Source organism: Oceanobacillus sp. FSL H7-0719 (assembly GCF_045040795.1).
Taxonomy (GTDB): Bacteria; Bacillota; Bacilli; order Bacillales; family Amphibacillaceae; genus Oceanobacillus.
This window is the reverse complement of sequence record NZ_CP150301.1, coordinates 1,771,689-1,794,008: the sequence shown is the minus strand read 5'-3', so window position 1 is coordinate 1,794,008 and position 22,320 is coordinate 1,771,689. Positions and strand designations below refer to the sequence as shown.

Here is a 22,320-nt window from a genome sequence, read left to right as displayed (position 1 = left end):
TTAATATAGGAAGAAACTAAAATGGTTATTCAAAAACTATTGAATAACTTCTAAAAATAAGGAGTGTGGCTTTCTTGGGGATTTATTAACAGGTGAAAAAATTTATCAGGCGTGGAGACGCTTAGCGCCAATTGTACATCAAACACCAATATTAACCTCCCATACGATTGATCGTATTGTGGGGAAAAATGTATATTGCAAAATGGAGAACCAGCAAAAAACAGGGGCTTTTAAATTCAGGGGTGCAACGTTTAAGCTGATGCAGCTATCGGAAGAAGAACTGAACAAAGGCGTTATTACAGCCTCAGCTGGTAACCATGCCCAAGGTGTAGCGTATGCAGCAGCGAAGCTAGGTGCAAAAGCAAAAATATTTATGCCAGAGGGAACACCATTAGCCAAGGTTCATGCCACTCGAAATTATGGCGCGGAGGTTGTACTTATTGGAGAAAGCTTTCAAGAAGCGTACCAAGCTTCAAAGAAACAGGAGAAGCTAAGTGAAATGACTTACATTCATCCCTTCGATGATTATGATGTGATGACGGGTCAGGGAACAATTGCGATGGAGCTGCTCAGGCAGGAAGATCGTATTGATACTGTAATTGTCCCCATTGGTGGTGGAGGACTCATTAGCGGGGTTGCGGCCGCATGTAAGCATGTGAACCGGAATATTAGAATAATTGGTGTTCAGGCAAGTGGTGCAGCCGCAATGTATAAGAGCTTTCATTCAAATGAAACGCATCATTTAACAGAGGTTCAGACAATTGCAGATGGAATTGCCGTAAAAGAACCTGGTAAGCATACCTTGCCATTAATTAAAAAATATGTTGATGATATCGTAACTGTTACAGATGAACAAATTTCAGCTAGTATTCTATTTATGCTGGAACGGAATAAGACGTTGATGGAAGGTGCAGGAGCAGCGGCTTTAGCAGCGCTATTTGCCTATCATGAACAAATAAAATCCCGTCATTGTGGAGTAATTGTCAGTGGAGGGAATCTCGATATAAAAATGATGTCAAAAATTCAAGAGTTAGCAGATGGCTTCATTCCTGCTGACAGAGAGAAATCTCTAGCATATTAATATAAGCTTAGTCCTGCCCTTAGGGGGGAGGACTGAGTTTTTTTATTTGTCAAATGAAGTTTTGACAAATGGTCTCCAACTCTTCATTCATGGCTTACTAGTAAAAACTGTAAATTATTCTTCGCCTGTAATATACTCCATAAAAAATCAATTAGTACAGTTACAAGATAAAGGATTGGTTTAATGAAAAATTACCATAGAAAGATATACGATGAAAACTTTTCTGACAGAGGAAAAAATATAAAAAATTCAATTATAAGATTAGTATTATATGAAAAATCTAAGAAAATATGAAGTAAAAGTTAATGTTTTCTTAATTTAAGAAATGTCAGTAAACCGAGTATTTTCAATGATTGAGGGGATGATTAACGACATAATTGAGAAAAGAGCAGTTAAGAAAGTTTATTAATAATATTGCTTTTTCACAACTATTCACTTATAATCACATTATTATATTTTTTATTACGATTTTATTACGAGTTTTACAGGATTGTTAACAATTCATTTATGAAGGAGAAAAAGAGGAACTTGTAGTAATAAAAAATATAAACAGCTAGAGTCAGCAGGATATATAACAGCCAAATTATCAGAAAATAATTAACAGTTGCATTAACTTAAAAAAATGGTAAAATTAATCAAACAAGTAAATCTAAATTATCAGAAACTTATGATAGTTTAAGTCGGGATTAATGGCCCTTAGGTAAAGGTCATTTGTAATTAGAAATTTAATTCACTAGGGGGATTAATTTGAGTAATAAATTGTTGAAAGTCGAAAACCTGAAAACATCTTTCCGAATTGGCGATGATTATTATGCCGCGGTTGATGATGTTACATTGACACTAAATAAAAATGAAGTTCTTGGTATTGTTGGAGAATCTGGATCAGGTAAAAGTGCTCTAGCATTCTCAATAATGGGTTTACATAGCCGTGCGAAAATCGATGGAAAAATTATGCTGAATGATACTGACCTAGCAAAAGCTGCACCAGCTCAATTAAATAAAATCCGCGGGGATAAACTCGCGATGATTTTCCAGGATCCTCTAACTGCGCTTAATCCATTAATGGAAATTGGCGCGCAAATCTCTGAAACATTACTCCTTCATCGGCAAGAAATGAGTAAAAAACAAAGGTATGACCGCGTAATTGAATTGTTGAATATGGTGGGAATACCTCGCCCAGAACATGTTTATGAACAATATCCACATGAATTGTCAGGTGGAATGAGACAGCGTGTTGTTATCGCGATAGCTATCGCGAACAAGCCAGAGCTATTAATTGCTGATGAACCAACAACTGCGCTCGATGTTACCATTCAAGCGCAAATTCTGGATTTAATTCGACAATTAAAAAATGACATGGAAGCAGGTATTATTCTAATCACACATGACCTTGGTGTCGTTGCCGAGATGGCTGATAGAATTGCAGTTATGTATGCGGGACAGATAGTAGAAATTGCAGATGTGCATACATTATTTGAGAATCCTTTGCATCCTTATACAAGATCACTTTTAAATTCTGTACCTGCTGAAGGACAGGACAAGCTTCATGTGATTCAAGGGATTGTACCATCACTGAAGAATCTGCCTCGAAAAGGCTGCCGATTTGCTGCACGCATTCCTTGGATTGATGAGTCGGCTCATGAAGAAAATCCAGAGTTGCATGAGGTTTCTCCAGGGCATTTCGTACGTTGCACCTGTCATAGTCATTTTTACTTCCCAGATGAAGGTAAGGAGGAACAAACAAATGGGATTTCTTGAAGTTCGTGATTTAAAGGTGCATTTCCCAATCAAAGGCGGGGTTTTCAATCGTACAGTTGGACATATTAAGGCAGTTGATGGAGTATCACTCACAATTGAGGAAGGAAAAACTTACGGTCTTGTAGGGGAATCAGGCTCTGGAAAATCAACTACTGGAAGAGCGATAATCGGTTTAGAAAACATTACAGCTGGTAAAGTTCTATTCGAAGGCAAAGATATTACATCATTAAAAAGTAAAACAAAAGATGTCAGAAGAGATATTCAAATGATTTTTCAGGATCCTTACTCATCTCTGAATCCGAGAAAAAGAGTCTTAGATATTATTGCGGAACCTCTTCGAAACTATGAAAATCTTACAAAAGGGCAAGAGCGTAAGAGAGTACAAGAATTATTGGAATTGGTCGGGCTTAGTCCCGAATCGATTGTAAAATATCCACATGAATTCTCTGGTGGTCAAAGACAACGTATTGGCGTGGCACGGGCCATTGCTTTGAAGCCTAAGTTAATTATCGCAGATGAACCAGTGTCTGCACTGGATGTCTCCGTACAGGCACAGGTACTGAACTTTATGCAAGATATTCAGAAAGAACTGAATTTAACTTATCTGTTCATCAGTCACGATTTAGGTATTGTTAAACATATGTGTGATGAGTTAGCGATAATGTATAAAGGCCGTTACGTGGAACAAGGTACAAGCGATGATATCTTTAATAATCCACAGCATATTTATACGAAACGTCTTATTGCGGCAATTCCTGATATTAATCCACGGAATAGGGATAAACAATATGCATTCCGCCAAGAAGTGAAGAAGGAATACGAGCAATCTTATGATGATTATTTTGATAATGAAGGTCTGGCATTTGGCCTGAAAAACATTTCAGATACTCATCTAGTTGCATTACCAGAGAAAGGTTGATTCAAATATGTGGAAATTTATAGTTAGAAGACTTTTAATAACTTTCCCGCAAGTTGTTTTACTCAGTATTATCATATTTGTTATGGCGCAATTTATGCCAGGTGATGCATTAACAGGACAAGTTGATCCCAACGTGCCACCTGAAATAAAAGAACAAATCAGAGAAAGATTGGGATTGAATGATCCTTGGCATATTCAATATGCCAATTGGATTGGCGGAGCAGTCCAAGGTGACTTTGGGGATTCCTTCCGATTTAAAATGCCTGTATCGGACTTAATCGAACAGCGTATGGTTAATACATTTTGGCTATCAGTTGTTACATTAATTTTTACATATATCATAGCAGTACCACTGGGTATCACGAGTGGGCGCTATAATGATACATGGCTGGATCAGACAATTACAGGATATACTTATTTAGGATTTGCAACACCATTATTTATCTTCGCTTTAGTTATGCTATGGGTGTTCGGCTATCAGTTTGGCTGGTTCCCGACAAGTGGAAGTGTCGCACCTGGTCTTTCACCCGGATCATTTGAATATGTTTTGAGTAAGCTGAGGCATTTATTGTTGCCAGCACTCTCAATGGCTTTAATTGCCACAGTCTCGACGGTACAATATTTGAGAAGTGAAATTGTTGATACGAAGCAAAAAGATTTTGTTGTTACCGCAAGAGCAAAAGGGGCTTCTGAATCTCGGGTTTATAACAGACATATTTTAAGAAACTCATTACTGCCAATTGCAGCCTTCTTTGGCTGGGAAATTACAAGTCTTATTTCAGGTACAGTTTTTATTGAGCAAATATTCGGATATCCTGGGATGGGACAGTTGTTCCTAGACTCCATTTTACAAAGAGATTATAGTGTTGTAACTGCATTGGTGCTGCTATTCGGTATCGCTTCGATATTAGGGGCATTATTATCGGATATTATCTTAAGTATTGTTGACCCAAGAATTCGTATAAAATAGAAACTCGAAAAACTCTGAGGTGATTATAAAATGGAAGTAAAAGATATGAATGTGGACAGTGAAGTAACAAAAAGTGAAAGTCCCTCAGGTCTTCGTATACTTTGGAGGGAATTGGTAAGAGATAAGTTAGCATTAGTTTCATTTATATTTCTTGTGCTAATTATTATATTTGTATATGGCATATCGATGATATTAGATCAAAATGAAATTGTAAAAGTAGATTTATTTGCAATCAACGAACCGCCTGGTGAAGAGTTTATTTTAGGTACTGATTATGGCGGACGAGATGTATTCGGCCAGCTTATTATTGGTACAAGAAATTCACTGACAATTGGAATTTTAGTGACACTCTTTAGTGGAATTATCGGTGTTGTCTATGGGGTGGTGGCAGGTTACTTTGGTGGCCATGTTGATAATGTGATGATGCGTATCTTAGACTTTTTCTTAGTTTTACCGTTCTTAATGCTTGTTATTGTTTTCATATCCATCGTACCAGACTATAACACAGTAACATTCTCACTCATTATGACATTGTTCCTTTGGATGGGGATAGCAAGGCTGATCAGATCCAAGGCACTGCAGGAAAAAGAACTGGATTATGCCCAAGCCTCAAAAACCTTAGGCTCATCTAATTTTAATATTATCTTTAAACAAGTATTACCAAATATTACATCGTTAATCATCGTTACGATGACATTAAATTTAGCTGCAAATATTGGTTTAGAATCCGGTCTATCCTTCCTAGGATTCGGATTGCCGGAAAGCACACCCAGTTTAGGAACATTATTAAGTTATGCAACAAATCCACAAACACTTGAACACAGATGGTGGATTTGGATGCCGGCCGCAGTCTTAATTCTTATCTTGATGCTTGCAGTAAGAAACGTCGGAGAAGCACTGAGACGTGCAGCAGACTCAAGACAAAGAAGAGGCTAAATCTTTAGAAGGCAGGCAGTTCCCAAAGATAGCAGTACAGTTTTTTAACTTTATTACTGACATCAATATCAATCCTTATATTGATGTTGAGTATATAGCTGGAAGTATAAAGTATACGGACAGCATAAAAAGAAACGTATAAAAGGGGAGGTTAAAAGGATGAAGAAAGCGAGTTTTAGCAAGTGGCTTTTTGCTTTGATGCTAGTACTACTGTTAGTGTTAGCAGCATGTAGCGGCGATGACTCTGATGAAGGATCAGGCGATACAGATACTGATAAGAAAACAGAGGAAGGCACAGATGATGGCGAGGATGCTGAAAAAGGTGAAGGAGAAGATGGAATTTATTCTATCGACGACTTTGGCGTAGATAAAACGAACGAAGGTGAAGCAATTGAAGGCGGAACCCTCAATTATGGTTTAGTTTCTGACACTGTTTTCGAAGGTGTTTTAAACCGTGCCTTCTATGAAGGTAACCCGGATTATGAAGTAATGAAGTTCTTTGATGAAGACCTTTTAGCTTACGATAATAACTTCAACTACACACAAGATGGTGCAGCTGAGTGGGAAATTGATGAAGCTGGAACAACTGTTACAATTAAAATTCGTGACAATGTAAACTGGCACGATGGTGAACCTGTAACAGCAGAAGACCTTCAATATGCGTATGAAGTAATCGGCAGCCCTGAATATACTGGCTTACGTTATTACTATATTGAAGATGTTGTTGGAATGGAAGAATACAATGCGGGTGATGCAGAGACAATTGAAGGATTAGAAATTGTTGATGAGAAAACATTGGCAATTACATTCAATGAGCCAAACCCATCACTAATTGCAAGTGGTCTTTGGACTTCTCCACTGCCAAAACATATTTTTGAAGAAATTCCTATTGCTGAAATGCCAGAACATGATGCAGTTCGTGTAAACCCGATTGGCTTTGGTCCTTTCGTTCTTGATACAATTGTACCTGGTGAGTCTGTAACATTTACTGCTAATGAAGATTACTGGCAAGGTGCTCCAAAACTTGACGGTATTACATTAAAAGTTGTTGCACCACAAACAGTTGCAAATGCATTAGAAACTGGAGAAATTGATGTTGTAGACAGTTTTCCTACAGATCAATATCCAGATGTTGAAGAAACGCTCTCAAATGTTGAATTCTTAGGTGAAATTGATAATTCATACACTTATATTGGATTTAAATTAGGTAAATGGGTACCAGCTGATGCAGATAATCCAGATGGTGCTGGTGAAGTAGAAATGGATCCAGATGCTAAGATGGCTGACGTTAACTTACGTCGTGCTATGTGGTATGCAGTAGATAACGATGCAGTTGGTGAGCGTTTCTACAATGGTCTTCGCTGGGCTGGTACGACATTAATTATTCCTGCATTCCCTGATTATCACGATGACACAATCGAAACTCCTTCTTTTGATCAAGAAGAAGCGAAGAAGATTTTAGACGAAGCTGGATATGAAGATACTGATGGTGATGGATTCCGTGAAAACCCTGAAGGTGAAGAATTAACAATTGGTTTTGCTTCCATGTCAGGTGGAGATACTGCTGAGCCTATCGCGAACTATTATATTCAAGCATGGGAGCAAGTTGGTCTTAAGGTAGAATTAGTTGACGGCCGTCTAATGGAATTCAACTCATTCTATGACAGAGTAGAAGCGGATGATCCTGCAATCGATATTTACCAAGGTGCATGGGGTACAGGTACTGACGTTGACCAAAGAGGTCTTTACGGACGTACTGCTGCATATAACTACTCACGTTATGCTAGCGATGAAAGTGATGCATTATTAGCAGATGGTGCTTCTGCAGCTTCATTAGATATCGAACATCGTAAAGAAGTGTACAAAGAATGGCAAGAATTAATGGTAGAAGATATTCCAGTATTCCCAACACTTTACCGTTCTAAATTAGTTCCAGTTAATAACCGTGTTACTGACTGGTCTATCCAAGCGTCTTGGAATGGATACCATGAAGTTGGTTTAACTGAAGAAGAACCTTTATTACCATAATAAAAAAAGACCCGCTAAGCGGGTCTTTTTTATGGGTTAAATGAAGTGGAATTTAAGTTGCTGTCCCTGCGAATAAATATTATTTAACAAGTCCAAGCTGTTTCAAACCATTAAAAATACCATCTTCACTTACTTCAGTTGTACGATGACTGGCATATGGGAGAAGTTTCGGATCAGCATTCCCCATTGCGAAGCCTGTTCCTGCAGTCGAGAGCATTTCCTTATCATTCAACCCATCTCCGAAAGCAATCGTTTGCTCTTTATTTAAATTGAGATGCTGCAGCACTTTTTTTATCGCTTCCCCTTTATTGACATTCCCTCTTATTACATCATAAGCGTGCTGCATGCCAGGCACATTTACGCGGGATAGATGAATATTTTCAGTAATCTCATAATCTGAAGCATCTTCCTCTTTTAACTTCATCAATGTTACACCTAAAATTTGTGCAGTTTTCAGGTCAAGGTCATTTGTATTTTCCTTCATTTGAAAGGTTTCAATAAACGCTTTTGTAACTGGATCATCCATTGCAGTAAAATAATTTTGGCGGTTTGTATACAATACCATTTCATGCTGTTTGCTTTTAGCTAATTCCAAAAATTGCTGGATGATTTGTTTATCCAGTGGCTCATGTACAATTTCTTTGCCCTGGTAAATTGCCGATGCGCCATTATATCCTATATAATTTTCGATGCCGAGTTCGGAACCAAGACCGAGAATTTCATGCAGCGGACGTCCTGTAGCAATAAATACATGTATATTCTGTGCTGTTAATTGCTTAATTGCATCGACTGTTGATTCGGAATAACTATGATCTGGCATTAAAATTGTGCCATCAATATCAAGAAAGACTGCTCTGTAATCCATAATAACCTCCGTTTTATTACTGTATTTCGATTATATCTATTCCCAGTGTATCATAATCGCTTCTTCCGTATCCAAGATTTATTAGAAAGCTTGTTTTGATGGGAGGAGACATAAATCCAAATAACTTCTATTCAGCTAAAAGGAAAAACCAGATTTTAAGAAAATCTGGTTTAAAAAGCGATTTAAAGTTTTATATCATCTATTTTATTCAGCCAATCTTCAACTATGTCAATTGTTTCTTTAACTGTTCCTTCTTCAAAAGGTGAACGAATATCAGCAGCTGCTACAAGTTCTAAAAATGGCTTTGAGCCGCCTAGTTTACAGAGATTTAAATAATCTTCCCATGCTGCTTCGTGATTTTCATGATTTTTCTTCCAGAACTGCAGGGCACAAATCTGTGCAAGTGTGTAGTCAATATAGTAGAAAGGCACTTCATAAATATGTGATTGTCTCTGCCATAGACCACCCGCTTCAAGATAAGCATTATCATCATAGTTGCGATGTGGTAAATATACCTCTTCAATTTCTCTCCATGCGGCCTTCCTTTCAGCTGGAGTCCAATTTGGATTCTCGTAAACACGGTGCTGGAATTCATCAACAGCGACACCATATGGTATAAATTGAATAGCCCCTGCTAGATGTGAGAATTTATATTTGTCTGTATCCTCCTTAAAGAATAGGTCCATCCATGGCCAAGTAAAGAATTCCATGCTCATGGAATGAATTTCAGCAGATTCACTTGTTGGGAAGATATATTCAGGGATACCCAGTGTTCTGCTGGAATAAGCTTGAAAAGCATGGCCTGCTTCATGTGTAAGCACATCAATATCATCCGAAGTGCCATTAAAATTCGAGAAAATAAATGGTACTTGATAGTCTTCGATAAATGTACAATATCCGCCACTTTCTTTTCCTTTTTTCGCTTCAAGATCCATTAATTCACGGTCAAGCATCAATTGGAAAAATTGGTCTGTTTCCTCTGAAAGCTCTGCATACATTTTCTTGCCGTTCTCTACAATCCATTCAGAAGAACCTTTAGGGGCTGCATTCCCAGTTTTGAATTTAAAGTCTTCGTCATAGAACATAAATGAATCGACTTCAATTCGTTTTGCCTGTCTTTCGTAAAGCTTTGTCGCTAAAGGAACAATCACTTCTCTGACTTGCTTGCGGAAAACATTCACCATATCTGCATCATAATCAATCCGCTGCATGCGCTGATAGCCTAGTTCAACAAAGTTTTTATATCCCAGCGTTGTAGCAATTTCATGCCGGACTTTTACGAGCTTATCGTAAATCTGATCAAATTTCTCGCCGTTTTCAGCATAGTAATTGAAGGATTTATCAACTGCTTCTTTTCGAATATTACGATCTTTATATTGTTTAAATGGTGCTAATTGAGCGAGGGTATATGTATTACCCTGGAATTCAATTTCAGCAGCGGCGACAAGGTTACCATATTCTGTTGTTAATTTATTTTCCTTTTGCATTAATTCAATTGCTTCAGGAGCAAAGGATTTGATTGCTTTATCAGCTAGCTGGAAGAGTTGTGTGCCATATTTTTCTTCGAGTTCTTCCCGATAAGATGAATGAACTAAAAGTTTATAGAACGTTGTATCCATTTCTTCAATTTCAGGCAATGTTTCATCGAAAAAGTTCTTTTCTTCTTTATAAAATGCATCATTTGTATCGATAGAGGAACGGATGTAAACTAAGTTTGCCATTGTGGAGAGACGGTTACGACGGACGTTAATCGTATCAATTGCCTTTGTTGCTTCTTCAAAATTATTCGCTTCCTCAAATGAAGCAAGCAAACTTTTAAACTTCTCTTTTTCTTCAATTAAATTTGGTCTTTCGTATTTAAAATCTTGAAATTTCTTCATGATTTACCCCCTAATATTCCTTGAATTTACTAACTTTAATGAAAAGAAAAAATATAGTTTAATTATAACAGAAGTGGGAAGGAGAAGAAAAATTTAATGAATGTAAGTGAGAAATTCGGTTATCCACAAATAGGGCAGCTTGTCATAATTTCTTCACTTCGTTTGATTGACTTTAAGGCTAAACGAATGTAGACTATAATAAGATATATATTATTATATGGGGTGAAAGCATGGTACAATCTGTTTTATTACTTGGGGCTGTATTTACGGTGCTCGTACTTATTATTAACATTACGTTATTAAAAGTATCGAAGAATTCAAGTGCATGCTATTATTCAAGCATTTTCTTTGTGCTTGTAGGTTTGTTATTATTAGCAATTGCTTCCGTAGCTCCGAAAGTAGATCTTTTAGGTGCTGGTTTTGGCGGATGGGGAATCGCTTCCTTGTTTGCAGCAGCAATTGGCTTTATTATCACTTCAGTATTAGATGCATATCAAAGTGCAGAGGCTTAAAAAATACTTAAAGAAAAAACATAAACTCTTTTTCAAAGAAGGGTTTATGTTTTTTCTTTTTCTGTTTTACTTTAAGTAAGTCTTGCCATTATGCTGTTCAACTTTTCCTTCTTTCATCAAATTGCCAAGTGCACGTTTAAATGCAGCTTTACTAATATTAAATGTACCGCGGATATCCTCTGGATCACTTTTATCGCTGAAAGGAATCACGCCGTTGTTTGCTTCTAAATGCTGTAAAATATCTTCGGCATCTAATGGTATACTTTCTTTTCTTACTGGTCTTAATGAAATGTTAATTGTACCATCTTCTTTTACATCAATTACACGACCGTTTATTTGTTCACCCAAACGTGGTTCTGCTTTTCGCTCGGTATGGTGAATAAAGCCGCGGTAGCCATCTTCAGTTATTACTTCCGTGCCTTCTCTGCTTGAATAGTAAACTCTTCCTTGGATTTTCTGATTCAATAAAGTTTCCGGTGCTGCAGTAAAGAGGTCTGCGATGACACTCCCTGTTGCAAGTTCAGCAATCAGACGATCTCTATAATCCAATCCAAGAGATATTAAAAGTTTGTCACCAGGCTGTGGCCAAATCGAACGAAATGGCGGGAGATCATCATTTGATACGAGGATTTCTTTTGCAATCCCGATATTTACAAAAGCTCCAAGCTTCGGTATAACTTCTGCAACTTCAGCCCAATCATGCTTACCAATTTGTACTGTTGGCAATGTTGTAGTAGCTGCCGTATTTCCTTTTTTATCTTTGTAAAGGAAAACATCTATTTCCTGGTTTTCTTCTAGTTCACTGCTGGCTTCGTTATGATGAAGCAGTGCTTCTGCCTCACCTTGTCCAAGAACATATCCTGTCTCAATTTTTCGTAATACCTTCATCGTTTGAATCGTTCCTAATGGTAATGTCATCATTCACACTTCTTTCTTATCTCTTATCCTGTTTCTTAGTCGTACAATTTGTCTTTTTCTATCGTACCATAGATGGCCATGAGATGTTAGTTTCACAATAATAAATAAACTTTCGACAAAAATCAATATGCGTTATGGTAAGATAGAAATAAATTGTTTATCAGCAAGACAAATTGGAGAGATTATATTGGCCTTATTTTTTGAAGTTATTTTACCAATAATGCTTGTGTTTGTAGCTGGATTTACACTTCAGCGCTTGCGGGCGATGGATGTGCGTTCTGTTTCAGCAATTACATTATATATATTATCACCAGCACTGATATTTATAACATTGTATGATGCAGATTTCACTTCAGCATTTGTAATCATTATTATATTTATGTTTGTTCTGCTTGCATTTATGGTTGTCTGCAATAAAATCTTGCGTAAGATATTTAAATGGTCCCCTCAGGTAGAAAGTGCCTCGATTCTTGCAACAGGGTTTATGAACTCGGGCAACTATGGACTGCCTGTCGTGCTGTTCAGTCTCGGACCGGCCGCTGTGCCATACGCCGTATTTATTATGGTTATTCAGGGACTGATGAATAACTTTTTCGGCATTTATTATGCATCACGTGGCGCGAATGGAATGAAGCAGGCTTTCTTAAATGTGTTAAAGATGCCTACAACGTATGCCGCTGTTTTAGGTGTGCTTTGCCAAGTGTTAGATATACCAATTTCCGAATCCCTGCATTCGATGATTTCGATAGTTGGAGAAGCTTCTATTCCTGTAATGATGCTGGTTCTTGGTATGCAGCTTGGCTCGATGACCATGCTGAAACTTAATTGGCAGGTTATCATTTCTGCTGTTTCTTTAAAAATGATTGTTGCGCCGATTGTTGCATATATATTTGTACTGCTTGTTGATGTAGAGCCACTGCTTGGTTCATTGCTGATTATTATTGCAGCTATGCCAACTGCTGCAACGACAACAATGTATGCTATTGAATTTGATACCGAACCAGATTTGGTTTCGAGTATCACCTTCATCGCTACAGTAGTAAGTATTATTTCAATCTCTGTGGTACTGAATTTATTAAGCTTATAAACAAAAAAGATTAGAGAGCCTCCTAATCTTTTTTGTTTATATCATTTTGTTGCAGAAAAGTTTTGGACTGCTCCTGGCGAAACGAATCTTTCCTGTAATGCATTCTGTTAGAAGATACGCCGCTTATTATCCTAGTCTAAGATAGAGCATTTATTTTTATTCTGAACGATGAATAGCATTTTAATAAGTTTAATTAGGATTTAATGATGTGAGCATTGTGTTATATGAGATTAAATACGCCAATGGTTATTAAGAGAATGGGGGGGAGGTAAGTGAAAAATTGTATATCATTATATTTGGCTAATAAGAGACCAAGCCGCAGCCCAAAAATAAGAAAGACACCACTCATAATTGCAACAAGGATTGCGGTAATCACTGCTGAATAAGCAAGAAAGCTGGCTGCAATTCCTGCTCCAAACGCATCGAGAGCAAGTGCAATACCTAAAAATGCGGCTTCATTAATAGAAATTATTCCCGAGCGATCAAGGTCTGCTTTTGCAGGGGAGCGCAGCACTTTTTTCATATCCTGTAATTTTGTTCCGTTCTCCGTTGTCGCATCTTTCTTCCTCTTCGATCGCATGATATTATTTAAAGTGAATAGCCCTAGTAAAATCAATAAGACCCCACCCATATATTCTGAAAAAGCAGGTGATAGGAAGGATTTAATCATATCGCCAAGAAGCATTGCAGTAAAAACAGTTAAGCCCGAACAGAATATAATCATTAATATTGCGAGCAGAGGCACTTTTACTTTTTGTATTCCATAACTGATACCAACCCCAAACCCATCGATACTAACTGCAATTACTAGTAATAATATTCCAGTAAAATCAGGCATCATATTCATCCCTTTTCAGTGAACTAACTAAATTATTGTATGAAAACCCATTTGCAATGTTTGGGCGCATCAAGCTGTTTAATAATGAACACTTTTCAAGCCTCTGTTAATAGAAAAGTACGGAACAAAAATTATAAACAAGGTTCGTTTTAGCTTTGACATTAATACAGGCAGTCGCTTTTTGAACGGGGAACAGGCGAATTCATTTACTTTCAGAAAGTAAAGCATTATCATTTAAAGAAGAGATTATTTAGGGGGAGGTAAACAGTAAATGGCTTTTGTTATATTAGATCCTTGTCAAGGGGAGAAAGCTGGAGAATGTGTCAGTGTTTGTCCTGTTGATTGTATAGTAGAGGGCCCGGATCAGTTTTATATTGACCCAGATGTCTGTATTGACTGTGCAGCCTGCAAAGCAGTTTGCCCGGTTGATGCGATAGAAGAAGAATACGATTTGGCTCCAGAGCAAGAGGTATTTCTTACAAAAGCAGAAGCATTTTTTGCAAATCGTTAAAAAGAGATAGCGGGAAATACAGGTACCAATCATCTTATATGAATGATTGGTACCTTTTTAATCCATTAATAAATAGAGTGGGGTTAAGCTGTCCAGCTCTTTATTGATAGTTATCCAACTCTTCTCGTTCAAGTGTTCCATGAGGATGTTCTGGCGGTGCATAAACAGAGAATAGTTTTAAAGGTTCTCTTCCAGTGTTTCTGACATTATGCCACTTGCCTGCGGGAATCATAATTGCATCATCTTCTTCAATACGTCTCTGGAAATCCAGGTTATTTTGGCTATTCCCCATTTGAACAATACCATGGCCTTCCTCAATTCGTATAAACTGATCTGTATTCGGATGTCGTTCAAGCCCAATATCCGCTCCAGGACGAATATTCATTAATGTAACCTGCAAATGCCTTCCCGTCCAAATCGCCCGCCGGAAAGCCCGGTTTCTTTCTGTCGCTTCTTCAATATCAACTACATAAGGATTATTGCCAAAATCCTGCTGTCTTTCAATTGGTTCTATCTGATTTGGCAAGGGATGATATCTTCTTTCATCTGTATGCTGCGGATACGATTGGTACGCTCTTGCTGCTGGGTATGGGTAGTGTACCGGTGGATAATAATAATATGGATATCCATTGTTCATGTAAAATCAATTCCTTTCGATTATTCTCATGCTATACTATGCAGACTCGGTTTATTGTGTTTAAGCCTAAAATAAGAAGAAAACTTGACCGAATTTAAAAATGAGTCCACATCTAGCTTGTAGAAGTACAATAGATTCCTGTTCAATCAAATTAGTAATGATTTTATTTTTTCTGCTTTGCTGTTGTTTAGGAAATCCGCATTCCAAATGGCGTGCAGAATGCGGGCGAAAGGGCATTAATTGGTTTAGCAATATTTTGATGTGAATGATAGATTATCCGTTTATTCTCAAAATATGATATAGTATGGGAAAAGTCAGGGTAAGGTGGGATGGATTTGAAGCATGCGTTACATTGGGCATTATTTGCAATCGGCATTATGCTTTTTAGTCTGGGAATTACGATGACAATTAATGTGAAGCATTTGGGAATCCATCCATGGGAAGTGCTGAATGTTGCGTTTTATGAAGAAGTTGGATTATCGATTGGCTCTTGGAGCATTATTTTTTCTGCCTTGCTGATTGTCATTTCACTTTTTTTAGACCGAAGTTATATTAGAATCGGTACATTTTTGAATGCGTTTCTAGTTGGATTATGTGTAGATGCTTATTTATGGCTCGGTTTTTTGCCGGAAGCAAATCATGCGTGGACCGATGTATTAGTGATTATCTCAGGAATTATAATTATGGGAATTGGCGGCGGTGTATATAATGCTGCAGGAGTTGGTTCCGGTCCGCGTGATGGGTTCATGCTCTCCTTATCAGATAAAACAGGAATATCGATTGGGCGGGTGCGTATTATGGTGGAATCACTTGTTTTAGTAATTGGTTTTCTAATAGGTGGTCCTGTTTTTGTTTTTTCACTTGTATTTACGTTTATCCAAAGTCCGATTTTTCAAATGACCTATATAAGAGTTCGTGATTGGCTAAAACGGATTGAATTAATGCTCGATGAAAAGAGTCAGTCAGAACAAAAGGAAAGACTAAGCTAAAGAATGCGGTCTTAGATGATGTGCGGCAGTAATATGTAAACGTAGTAAAAATAAGGGGTGAGCTGAATGTTTAAAAGAATTCTTTTAGCAGTTGATGGTTCAGATCATTCAATTAAAGCTGCCGAATATTCCATTGCACTCGCTAATAAATTTGATGGCACAATTGATGCTGTGTATGTTGTTGACGGAGGTACAGCAAAGAAAGATGTATTGCATGCTTCAACTAAATTTGAGATTGAAAAGAAGCGAAAAGAAAAAATCCGTCCCATTCGTGAGTTGCTAGACGAATCAAAATCTATTTTTGGCACACATGTATTGCATGGTGAGCCAGGACAAACAATTGTGGAATTTGCAAATGAGCGCAAATTTGACTGTGTTGTCATAGGGAGCAGAGGACTGAATCCGCTTCAATCTTTTATACTTGGAAGCGTCAGCCATAAGGTTGCAAAAAGAGCAGCATGTCCTGTACTAATTATTAAGTGAAAGGACGTTGGGACAAAAGAAATATGAATTAATAAAATCCGAACGATACTTTAAATTCGTTCGGATTTTAAGTGGAGTCCTGATTATTTTAATTCAGAGAAAACTTTAGGTTTGCTCTTTCCCTTATTCCTTTTGGAAGTCCACAGTCCAAATACTCCTCGCTTTCCGTGGGCGACTGGTAAGCTCCGACGCACAGGACGTGCTAATGCAGATGTTGCCACAGGACGTGGCGTACTTAATCTGCCTTCGTGCTACGCACTACGCGGTCTTACCGATGCCTCGGCTCCCACTGGAGTCTCGGAGTATTTGGACTGTTCCGGCTAAAAACGGATGGTTATCTCATTGAATGATGTCAGAAGATATGCACGTTAATTATTGTAATATTGTTTTTAGACTACACACTGTCATAATTTCAAGTGTGTTCCCAACAAGTTCTTTTATTTTGTTACTTCAATAAGAACACTAGATAATATTTTCAGCACGAAGCAGCCCGAATACACGGAGACTCCTGTGGGATGAGAGGCATCGGTGAGACGGCGGTATGCGATAGCATACCGATGGCTCATCAGCCGCCTGCGGAAAGCGAAGTGTATTCGGGCTGCAATTTTCCAGGGGTGTATGCAATATACTGAATTAAGGTAATCAGCACTTTCTATCGACTATGAATTATTATCCCATTGTAAAAAGTTAACATTAAAAGCTTTTTATTCGATAATGTTCGTCTTTTATTTGGCTGGTATTAGTTAAGTCCCAGCCTTTTTTAGAGCTGATAGTCTTCTAAATTTAATTCAGTTGACTGTCCAAGTGCTAATTTTGCAAGTTCCTGCCCAAGATAGGGACCAGCTGTAAGTCCGGTTGCTCCAAGTCCATTAGCAAATAACAGGCCATCATAATCCGGAAAGGAACCAATAATCGGCAGGAAGCCAGGCGTCATAGGCCTGAATCCTACTCTCGCTTCAATTATTGCGCCGTCATTTAACTTAGGTGCAATTCTTAAGGCTTTATTTAGAATATCCTGAATGCCAAAAGCGGTAACACTAGTATCATATCCTGCTTCATCTTCGTGCGTTGCGCCGATGACAAAGCGCTGATCATCGAAGCTGAGCAGATATTGATCGTTAGGCGGCATAACCACTGGCAAGTTTGAGGTATTAATTGCATCATACTTGAGGTGGAGTATCTGTGCTTTTTGAGGTCTCACATCAAGTTTTCTTTCGAGCGGCTTGATTAAATCATCGATCCAGGCGCCAGCTGCTGCGATAACTTGATCCGCTGATATTGCGGAGTTATTTACTTTAACACCGGTCACTTGCGAGTCCTTTATATGCAACTGTGCATCCCCATGTATAATTTTTGCTCCATGTTTTTCAGCTGCAGAAAGCATTGCGTTCCGCAGCTTTCTGCCATCTACACGAGCAGCTCCTGTTACAAAAACAGATTGATAGCCATCGGCAATCAATGGGAACTTTTTCTTTGTTTCTACCTCATTTAATAGATGAATATCCCCGATTTCCGGAGCATCTTCACGGCGTTTCAAAGCACGGTCCCGCATGGCGATAAGTTTATCCTGATCCGTATGAATACTCAAGGCTCCAACACGCTTATAACCGATATCTGTTTCCCCGTCTGCTTCCAAGGACTCAATTAATCCTTGATACATGGCAGCTCCAGCTTTAACTAATCGATACCATGCTTTATTTCTTCGTTGAGACAGCCAAGGACAAATGATGCCAGCTGCAGCATCTGTTGCTTGCCCAGCATCGGCCCGGTCAATGAGGATGACCTCAACTGCTTGTTTAGAGAGGGCATAAGCTGCACTTGCACCAACAATTCCCCCGCCAATAATGACTACCTTTTTCCTCATTTTTCGTAAGTCACAACCTGATGCATTGCTTTCATTTTACCTAAATGCTCTGTTTCATGGTGGCTAAGCATAATCAGCAAATCACCGAATGTTTCAATGCTTCCAAAAGGAACTTTAAAGGTTACATTCGTTTTCCAGAAAAGATCTTCAAAGTTATTAATGCGTTCCTGCTGGTTCTCTAAGTATGATGTCAGTTCCTTCAATGTTGGTGCTTGTTCCTCCCAGTCTCCAGGCTTTGTTCCTGGACCAAACAGGTCTGCATAGTTTGCAGGAATATGTTCTGACTTTTTAGGGTAACGAAGCAATAACTTTTCCGTAACAACTAGGACATGGCCAACATGCCAGCGTAATGTATTGTTAAAATATTTTGCTTGAATATCTGCAGTATCCTCATCTATATCCTGTATAAATGTAAGTAAAGCTGTTCTGCTAAGATTGAATTGTTTTCTCGACATAAATATCCTCCTAAAAATGCGTCTATGAAAGAACGTTCATTCGTTTTTTTATTATAGTTCCTCTATAGTTTAGCTTTTCTAGGTGAGATTGTAAAACGTTCTGCGATTCTGATAAATGGAATGAAGCCAAAAGTGCTTTCGATGTAGATTGAAAGGAGATATTTGATATGATAAAATTTGAACTATATCAATTTAATTCTAAACGATTAAGTGAGAAGGAGAAGTTAAATGGCAAAATTAGTTTTTGGACATAAGAACCCAGATACAGATACAATTTGTTCTGCTATTGTTTATGCAGATTTGAAAGGAAAACTTGGAGAAGAGGTTATAGCTGCAAGACTTGGTGAGGTAAGCAAGGAAACACAATTTGCGCTTGATCATTTTAAAGTGGATGCTCCGAAGCTAATTGAGAAGGTAGAAGCTGGCAGTGAAGTGATTCTCGTTGACCATAATGAATTCCAGCAATCTGCAGAAAATATCCAGGAAGCTAAAATTACAGAGGTTATTGATCATCACCGTGTTGCGAATTTCGAAACAAAAGAACCTCTGTATTTCCGTGCTGAACCTGTCGGCTGTACAGCAACAATTATTCATAAAATGTACAAGGAAAATAACGCAGAGCTTTCAAAAGAAATGGCTGGGTTATTGTTATCAGCAATTATTTCCGATTCTCTATTATTGAAATCACCAACATGTACGGATGAGGATGTGAAAGTAGCGCATGAATTAGCTGCTTTAGCTGATGTAGAACTTGAGATATACGGACTCGATATGTTGAAGGCTGGTGCAGATTTAAGTGATAAGTCTGTCGCAGATCTTTTGACAATGGATGCAAAGGAATTTACAATGGGCGACGCGAAAGTGGAAATTGCTCAAATCAATACAGTAGATACGAATTCTATTTATGAAAAACAGGAAGAAATTGAAGCGGAAATGAATAAAATTATCGAAGCTAAGAATCTTAATTTGTTCTTATTTGTAGTAACTGACATCTTGAATAATGATTCAGAGGTTCTGGCGCTTGGAGAGGGACAAGGCAAAGTAGCGACTGGTTTTGAGGTTGAATTGACTAATCGCCGCGCGTTATTAAAGGGTGTTGTCTCACGTAAGAAACAAATTGTCACAACATTGACAGATGAATTTGTAAAATAAATAGAAAATCCTGAGGCAGTCCGCTTCAGGATTTTTTTGATGCTCCAGTTAGCACATTGCTGAGAGGGAGCTTCTGTTTTGTTCTATTAAAAAAGGTCTTCCAAATTTGGAAGACCTTTTATCGTCATTCAATTATTATAATTTAACAACGTTTGTTGCTTGTGGTCCACGGTTACCTTCTTCGATATCGAAAGAAACTGATTGACCTTCTTCTAAAGTTTTGAAGCCTTCGCCTTGGATTGCTGAGAAATGTACGAATACATCGTCTCCACCTTCAACTTCGATGAAACCGAAACCTTTGTCTGCGTTAAACCATTTTACTGAACCTGTGTTCATGAAAAAACCTCCATGTGCTTTGTGCACGTTTATTACTATTTTTGTTCAAGTTGACAATTCAAGACGATAACGACTTACGTGTTAGTTCTATCTTTATTCCTACCGAACATAAATAATTGACTTAAGTATAGCATCCAAAAAAAAATAAAGCAAGTGGTTTTTGAGGAAATGAGTAAAAAAATGAAATATGGTTCTTTGTACCCTGAAATGTCAAATGAACGGATAATCATCGCTTTTCTGTTAACTAATTTCCTTATTTTCTCTGTTTTGCTGAAAAGTCTGGCAGACATTCTTTTCGACTTTCGAACAAATCGCACATTTATCTACATGAATTAGGGTTAAACCATAGTCTACTGCTTCTTTTGCATCCGAAAAAATATGCTCTGCACCGATTTTTTCATACAGCCCTCCGGCTTTTATCGTATCTAATACTTCCTCATTTAATTCAGCAAGCAGTGTTGTTCCTCCTTGTTTTTTAAAATCTCCAATTAGTGAAGTCAAATTCGCGCCGCCTGTAGCATCAATAAATGAAACATGCTTCATTTTTAAAATAAGTACAGCCGGTTTACGATTAATTGAACGAGTAATCATCGACTCAAATCGATCAGCAGCACCGAAAAATAATGGTCCTTCAATTGTAAAAAAGACTAGTTGTGGGCACTTGAATTCCAGGTTTTTAACCTCATTTTTTTCATCTTCCTTTATAAAATCAGGAATTACTTTTTCAACCGCTAATACTTCACTCATTCGTTTCACAAAGGACACCATTGCTAGTAATAATCCAATCTGAACGGCAACTGTTAAATTAACAAATACCGTTAACAGGAAGGTTACTGCGAGCACGAGTGCGTCACTTGATTTCAGTTTAATGATATGGGCAAATGACTTATATTCGCTCATGTTAAGAGCAACACGCATCAAAATCGGCGCCATGCTTGCAAGTGGGATATGAGAAGCGAAGGGTGCAAATAAGAGTATCGTGATTAAAACGAATAGTCCCTGAAAGATTCCAGAGAAAGGACTTGCTGCACCACTTTTAATATTTGTAGCTGTTCTTGCAATTGCTCCAGTTGCAGGAATCCCTCCGAATAGTGGAGTAACAACGTTGGCGATTCCTTGGCCAACAAGCTCGCGGTTTGAGTTATGTCTTTTTCCAGTCATGCCATCTGCTACAACAGCAGATAACAAGGATTCAATACCGCCAAGCATGGCAATGACAAAAGCTGGCTGCAGAAGGGTGATTATTTTGTTCCAGCTTAAATCAGGTAATTGGAAGGATGGCAAGCTTTGTGGGATGCCACCAAATGCAGAACCGATTGTTTCCACCTTTCCAGGGAAAAATAAGAAGGCAATTACTGCAGGAATAATCAGGGCAATTAATAAAACCGGGATACGTGGAAATAACCTAGGGATGAAAATAAGAATCAGAACACCAAGTATCGCAATGAAAATGCTGTAAAAGTTCAGTGAAGAAAAGTTTTGGGCAATCTGAATGATATTTTCATGGAAGTATTCTTTTTTATCCATGCCTTCCAGTCCTAAAAAGTTTTCAATCTGCCCAGTAAATATAATCATGGCAATCCCAGCAGTAAAACCAATTGTTACAGAACGCGGGATGTATTTAATAAGATTTCCTAATTTGAAAATACCCATCAATAAGAGTATAATTCCCGCCATGAATCCTGCGATTAACAAATCTTCATAGCCAAACTCTAAAACAATCGCAAGCAAAATTGGTATAAAGGCGCCTGTAGGGCCGGCAATCTGATATCGTGAACCCCCGAAGAGTGCAACAAGAATCCCAGCGATGATTGTCGTGTAAAGTCCGTATTCTGGTTTCACTCCTGAAGCAATAGCAAAAGCCATTCCAAGCGGCATTGCTACAATCCCTACTGTAATACCTGCAACCAAATCTCGTTTCAAATCATTGGCAGTTAACCTATTGAACCGATTGTCTTTGATCAATGTTACCTCAGCTCCTAAAATATACTACCTAAATCATACCATATTTTGTTTTATTATTTTTTGCTGACATTCTGTTCTCCTAAAGATGCGCATACGAAATATTACTTGCTTGCCGTGATTTCACCGCTGCTTATAA

The 22,320-nt window shown here is 38.0% G+C and carries 21 protein-coding genes; 12 read left to right on the top strand and 9 right to left on the bottom strand.

Features of this window, described 5'->3' with window-relative positions; translation table 11 throughout:
• Positions 1-100: 100 nt before the first annotated feature.
• From ilvA to opp4A, 6 genes are all read left to right on the top strand, one after another.
• Positions 101-1,081, top strand: coding sequence for a threonine ammonia-lyase (ilvA, locus tag NST93_RS09580; RefSeq protein ID WP_405103814.1), 981 nt, complete (start codon positions 101-103; stop codon positions 1,079-1,081).
• 747 nt (positions 1,082-1,828) lie between these two features.
• Entirely contained in the window at positions 1,829-2,839 is a 1,011-nt protein-coding gene (locus NST93_RS09575) for an ABC transporter ATP-binding protein (RefSeq protein WP_405103517.1), read from the top strand.
• Entirely contained in the window at positions 2,826-3,758 is a 933-nt protein-coding gene (locus NST93_RS09570; protein WP_405103515.1) for an ABC transporter ATP-binding protein, read from the top strand. Before NST93_RS09575 ends, NST93_RS09570 begins: the two co-directional genes overlap by 14 nt.
• A 7-nt stretch (positions 3,759-3,765) precedes the next feature.
• On the top strand, positions 3,766-4,728 hold the full coding sequence (gene opp4B, locus NST93_RS09565; protein ID WP_405103513.1) for an oligopeptide ABC transporter permease: 963 nt from the start codon (positions 3,766-3,768) through the stop codon (positions 4,726-4,728).
• Positions 4,729-4,758: 30 nt separating this feature from the next.
• The gene (locus tag NST93_RS09560; protein ID WP_405103511.1) at positions 4,759-5,664 is read left to right on the top strand and encodes an ABC transporter permease; all 906 of its coding nucleotides are present in this window, start codon (positions 4,759-4,761) and stop codon (positions 5,662-5,664) included.
• Between the two features lie 159 nt (positions 5,665-5,823).
• Positions 5,824-7,692, top strand: coding sequence for an oligopeptide ABC transporter substrate-binding protein (gene opp4A / locus NST93_RS09555; protein WP_405103509.1), 1,869 nt, complete (start codon positions 5,824-5,826; stop codon positions 7,690-7,692).
• A gap of 79 nt (positions 7,693-7,771) precedes the next feature.
• On the opposite strand, the gene NST93_RS09550 is transcribed toward opp4A, so the two are convergent.
• Both NST93_RS09550 and NST93_RS09545 read right to left on the bottom strand, forming a co-directional pair.
• Positions 7,772-8,557 (bottom strand): HAD family hydrolase, encoded by a 786-nt coding sequence (locus NST93_RS09550; RefSeq protein ID WP_405103508.1) that lies wholly within the window; start codon positions 8,555-8,557, stop codon positions 7,772-7,774.
• A gap of 182 nt (positions 8,558-8,739) precedes the next feature.
• A complete protein-coding gene (locus tag NST93_RS09545; protein ID WP_405103506.1) occupies positions 8,740-10,437 on the bottom strand; it encodes a M3 family oligoendopeptidase in 1,698 nt (565 codons plus the stop codon).
• A gap of 230 nt (positions 10,438-10,667) precedes the next feature.
• Between NST93_RS09545 and NST93_RS09540 the strand changes: the two genes are divergently transcribed.
• Positions 10,668-10,949: a hypothetical protein gene (locus tag NST93_RS09540; RefSeq protein ID WP_405103504.1), complete on the top strand. Its 282-nt coding sequence runs from the start codon at positions 10,668-10,670 to the stop codon at positions 10,947-10,949.
• Between the two features lie 66 nt (positions 10,950-11,015).
• Here NST93_RS09540 and NST93_RS09535 read toward each other — a convergent pair whose 3' ends face one another.
• Positions 11,016-11,867: a S1 RNA-binding domain-containing protein gene (locus NST93_RS09535; RefSeq protein WP_405103502.1), complete on the bottom strand. Its 852-nt coding sequence runs from the start codon at positions 11,865-11,867 to the stop codon at positions 11,016-11,018.
• Between the two features lie 187 nt (positions 11,868-12,054).
• On the opposite strand from NST93_RS09535, the gene NST93_RS09530 reads away from it, so the two are divergent.
• Positions 12,055-12,954 (top strand): AEC family transporter, encoded by a 900-nt coding sequence (locus NST93_RS09530; protein ID WP_405103500.1) that lies wholly within the window; start codon positions 12,055-12,057, stop codon positions 12,952-12,954.
• A 220-nt stretch (positions 12,955-13,174) separates the two neighbouring features.
• Here NST93_RS09530 and ytaF read toward each other — a convergent pair whose 3' ends face one another.
• A complete protein-coding gene (gene ytaF / locus NST93_RS09525) occupies positions 13,175-13,792 on the bottom strand; it encodes a sporulation membrane protein YtaF (RefSeq protein ID WP_405103498.1) in 618 nt (205 codons plus the stop codon).
• A gap of 271 nt (positions 13,793-14,063) precedes the next feature.
• Here ytaF and NST93_RS09520 point away from each other — a divergent pair, with 271 nt between their 5' ends.
• Positions 14,064-14,303 (top strand): DUF362 domain-containing protein, encoded by a 240-nt coding sequence (locus NST93_RS09520; RefSeq protein ID WP_405103496.1) that lies wholly within the window; start codon positions 14,064-14,066, stop codon positions 14,301-14,303.
• A gap of 100 nt (positions 14,304-14,403) precedes the next feature.
• Here NST93_RS09520 and NST93_RS09515 read toward each other — a convergent pair whose 3' ends face one another.
• Positions 14,404-14,940, bottom strand: a complete 537-nt coding sequence (locus tag NST93_RS09515) for a cupin domain-containing protein (protein ID WP_405103494.1) — start codon at positions 14,938-14,940, stop codon at positions 14,404-14,406.
• Positions 14,941-15,275: 335 nt separating this feature from the next.
• On the opposite strand from NST93_RS09515, the gene NST93_RS09510 reads away from it, so the two are divergent.
• Both NST93_RS09510 and NST93_RS09505 read left to right on the top strand, forming a co-directional pair.
• Positions 15,276-15,929, top strand: coding sequence for a YitT family protein (locus tag NST93_RS09510; RefSeq protein ID WP_405103492.1), 654 nt, complete (start codon positions 15,276-15,278; stop codon positions 15,927-15,929).
• 66 nt (positions 15,930-15,995) lie between these two features.
• Entirely contained in the window at positions 15,996-16,412 is a 417-nt protein-coding gene (locus tag NST93_RS09505; protein WP_405103490.1) for a universal stress protein, read from the top strand.
• A 760-nt stretch (positions 16,413-17,172) separates the two neighbouring features.
• Here NST93_RS09505 and NST93_RS09500 read toward each other — a convergent pair.
• Together NST93_RS09500 and NST93_RS09495 are read right to left on the bottom strand one after the other, a co-directional pair.
• Complete coding sequence (locus tag NST93_RS09500) at positions 17,173-18,276, bottom strand: NAD(P)/FAD-dependent oxidoreductase (protein ID WP_405103488.1); 1,104 nt, start codon at positions 18,274-18,276, stop codon at positions 17,173-17,175.
• Positions 18,273-18,731 carry a DinB family protein gene (locus NST93_RS09495; protein ID WP_405103486.1) on the bottom strand — a complete coding sequence of 153 codons (459 nt, stop codon included), beginning with the start codon at positions 18,729-18,731 and terminating at the stop codon, positions 18,273-18,275. The genes NST93_RS09500 and NST93_RS09495 overlap by 4 nt, the downstream gene beginning before the upstream one ends.
• 228 nt (positions 18,732-18,959) lie before the next feature.
• Between NST93_RS09495 and NST93_RS09490 the strand changes: the two genes are divergently transcribed.
• Complete coding sequence (locus tag NST93_RS09490; protein ID WP_405103484.1) at positions 18,960-19,883, top strand: manganese-dependent inorganic pyrophosphatase; 924 nt, start codon at positions 18,960-18,962, stop codon at positions 19,881-19,883.
• Positions 19,884-20,018: 135 nt separating this feature from the next.
• On the opposite strand, the gene NST93_RS09485 is transcribed toward NST93_RS09490, so the two are convergent.
• Together NST93_RS09485 and NST93_RS09480 are read right to left on the bottom strand one after the other, a co-directional pair.
• Positions 20,019-20,219 (bottom strand): cold-shock protein, encoded by a 201-nt coding sequence (locus NST93_RS09485; protein ID WP_405103482.1) that lies wholly within the window; start codon positions 20,217-20,219, stop codon positions 20,019-20,021.
• 240 nt (positions 20,220-20,459) lie between these two features.
• Complete coding sequence (locus tag NST93_RS09480; protein ID WP_405103480.1) at positions 20,460-22,184, bottom strand: SulP family inorganic anion transporter; 1,725 nt, start codon at positions 22,182-22,184, stop codon at positions 20,460-20,462.
• Between the last annotated feature and the right edge of the window lie 136 nt (positions 22,185-22,320).

Bases quoted from the DNA above. Each gene is read 5' to 3' on its own strand.
- NST93_RS09560 (WP_405103511.1), top strand. From the start codon at position 4,759: ATGGAAGTAAAAGATATGAATGTGGACAGTGAAGTAACAAAAAGTGAA.
- NST93_RS09545 (WP_405103506.1), bottom strand. From the start codon at position 10,437: ATGAAGAAATTTCAAGATTTTAAATACGAAAGACCAAATTTAATTGAA.
- NST93_RS09495 (WP_405103486.1), bottom strand. From the start codon at position 18,731: ATGTCGAGAAAACAATTCAATCTTAGCAGAACAGCTTTACTTACATTT.
- ytaF (WP_405103498.1), bottom strand. From the start codon at position 13,792: ATGCCTGATTTTACTGGAATATTATTACTAGTAATTGCAGTTAGTATC.
- NST93_RS09500 (WP_405103488.1), bottom strand. From the start codon at position 18,276: ATGAGGAAAAAGGTAGTCATTATTGGCGGGGGAATTGTTGGTGCAAGT.
- NST93_RS09550 (WP_405103508.1), bottom strand. From the start codon at position 8,557: ATGGATTACAGAGCAGTCTTTCTTGATATTGATGGCACAATTTTAATG.
- NST93_RS09485 (WP_405103482.1), bottom strand. From the start codon at position 20,219: ATGAACACAGGTTCAGTAAAATGGTTTAACGCAGACAAAGGTTTCGGT.
- NST93_RS09540 (WP_405103504.1), top strand. From the start codon at position 10,668: ATGGTACAATCTGTTTTATTACTTGGGGCTGTATTTACGGTGCTCGTA.
- NST93_RS09515 (WP_405103494.1), bottom strand. From the start codon at position 14,940: ATGAACAATGGATATCCATATTATTATTATCCACCGGTACACTACCCA.
- opp4A (WP_405103509.1), top strand. From the start codon at position 5,824: ATGAAGAAAGCGAGTTTTAGCAAGTGGCTTTTTGCTTTGATGCTAGTA.
- opp4B (WP_405103513.1), top strand. From the start codon at position 3,766: ATGTGGAAATTTATAGTTAGAAGACTTTTAATAACTTTCCCGCAAGTT.
- NST93_RS09520 (WP_405103496.1), top strand. From the start codon at position 14,064: ATGGCTTTTGTTATATTAGATCCTTGTCAAGGGGAGAAAGCTGGAGAA.
- NST93_RS09535 (WP_405103502.1), bottom strand. From the start codon at position 11,867: ATGACATTACCATTAGGAACGATTCAAACGATGAAGGTATTACGAAAA.
- NST93_RS09505 (WP_405103490.1), top strand. From the start codon at position 15,996: ATGTTTAAAAGAATTCTTTTAGCAGTTGATGGTTCAGATCATTCAATT.
- NST93_RS09490 (WP_405103484.1), top strand. From the start codon at position 18,960: ATGGCAAAATTAGTTTTTGGACATAAGAACCCAGATACAGATACAATT.
- NST93_RS09570 (WP_405103515.1), top strand. From the start codon at position 2,826: ATGGGATTTCTTGAAGTTCGTGATTTAAAGGTGCATTTCCCAATCAAA.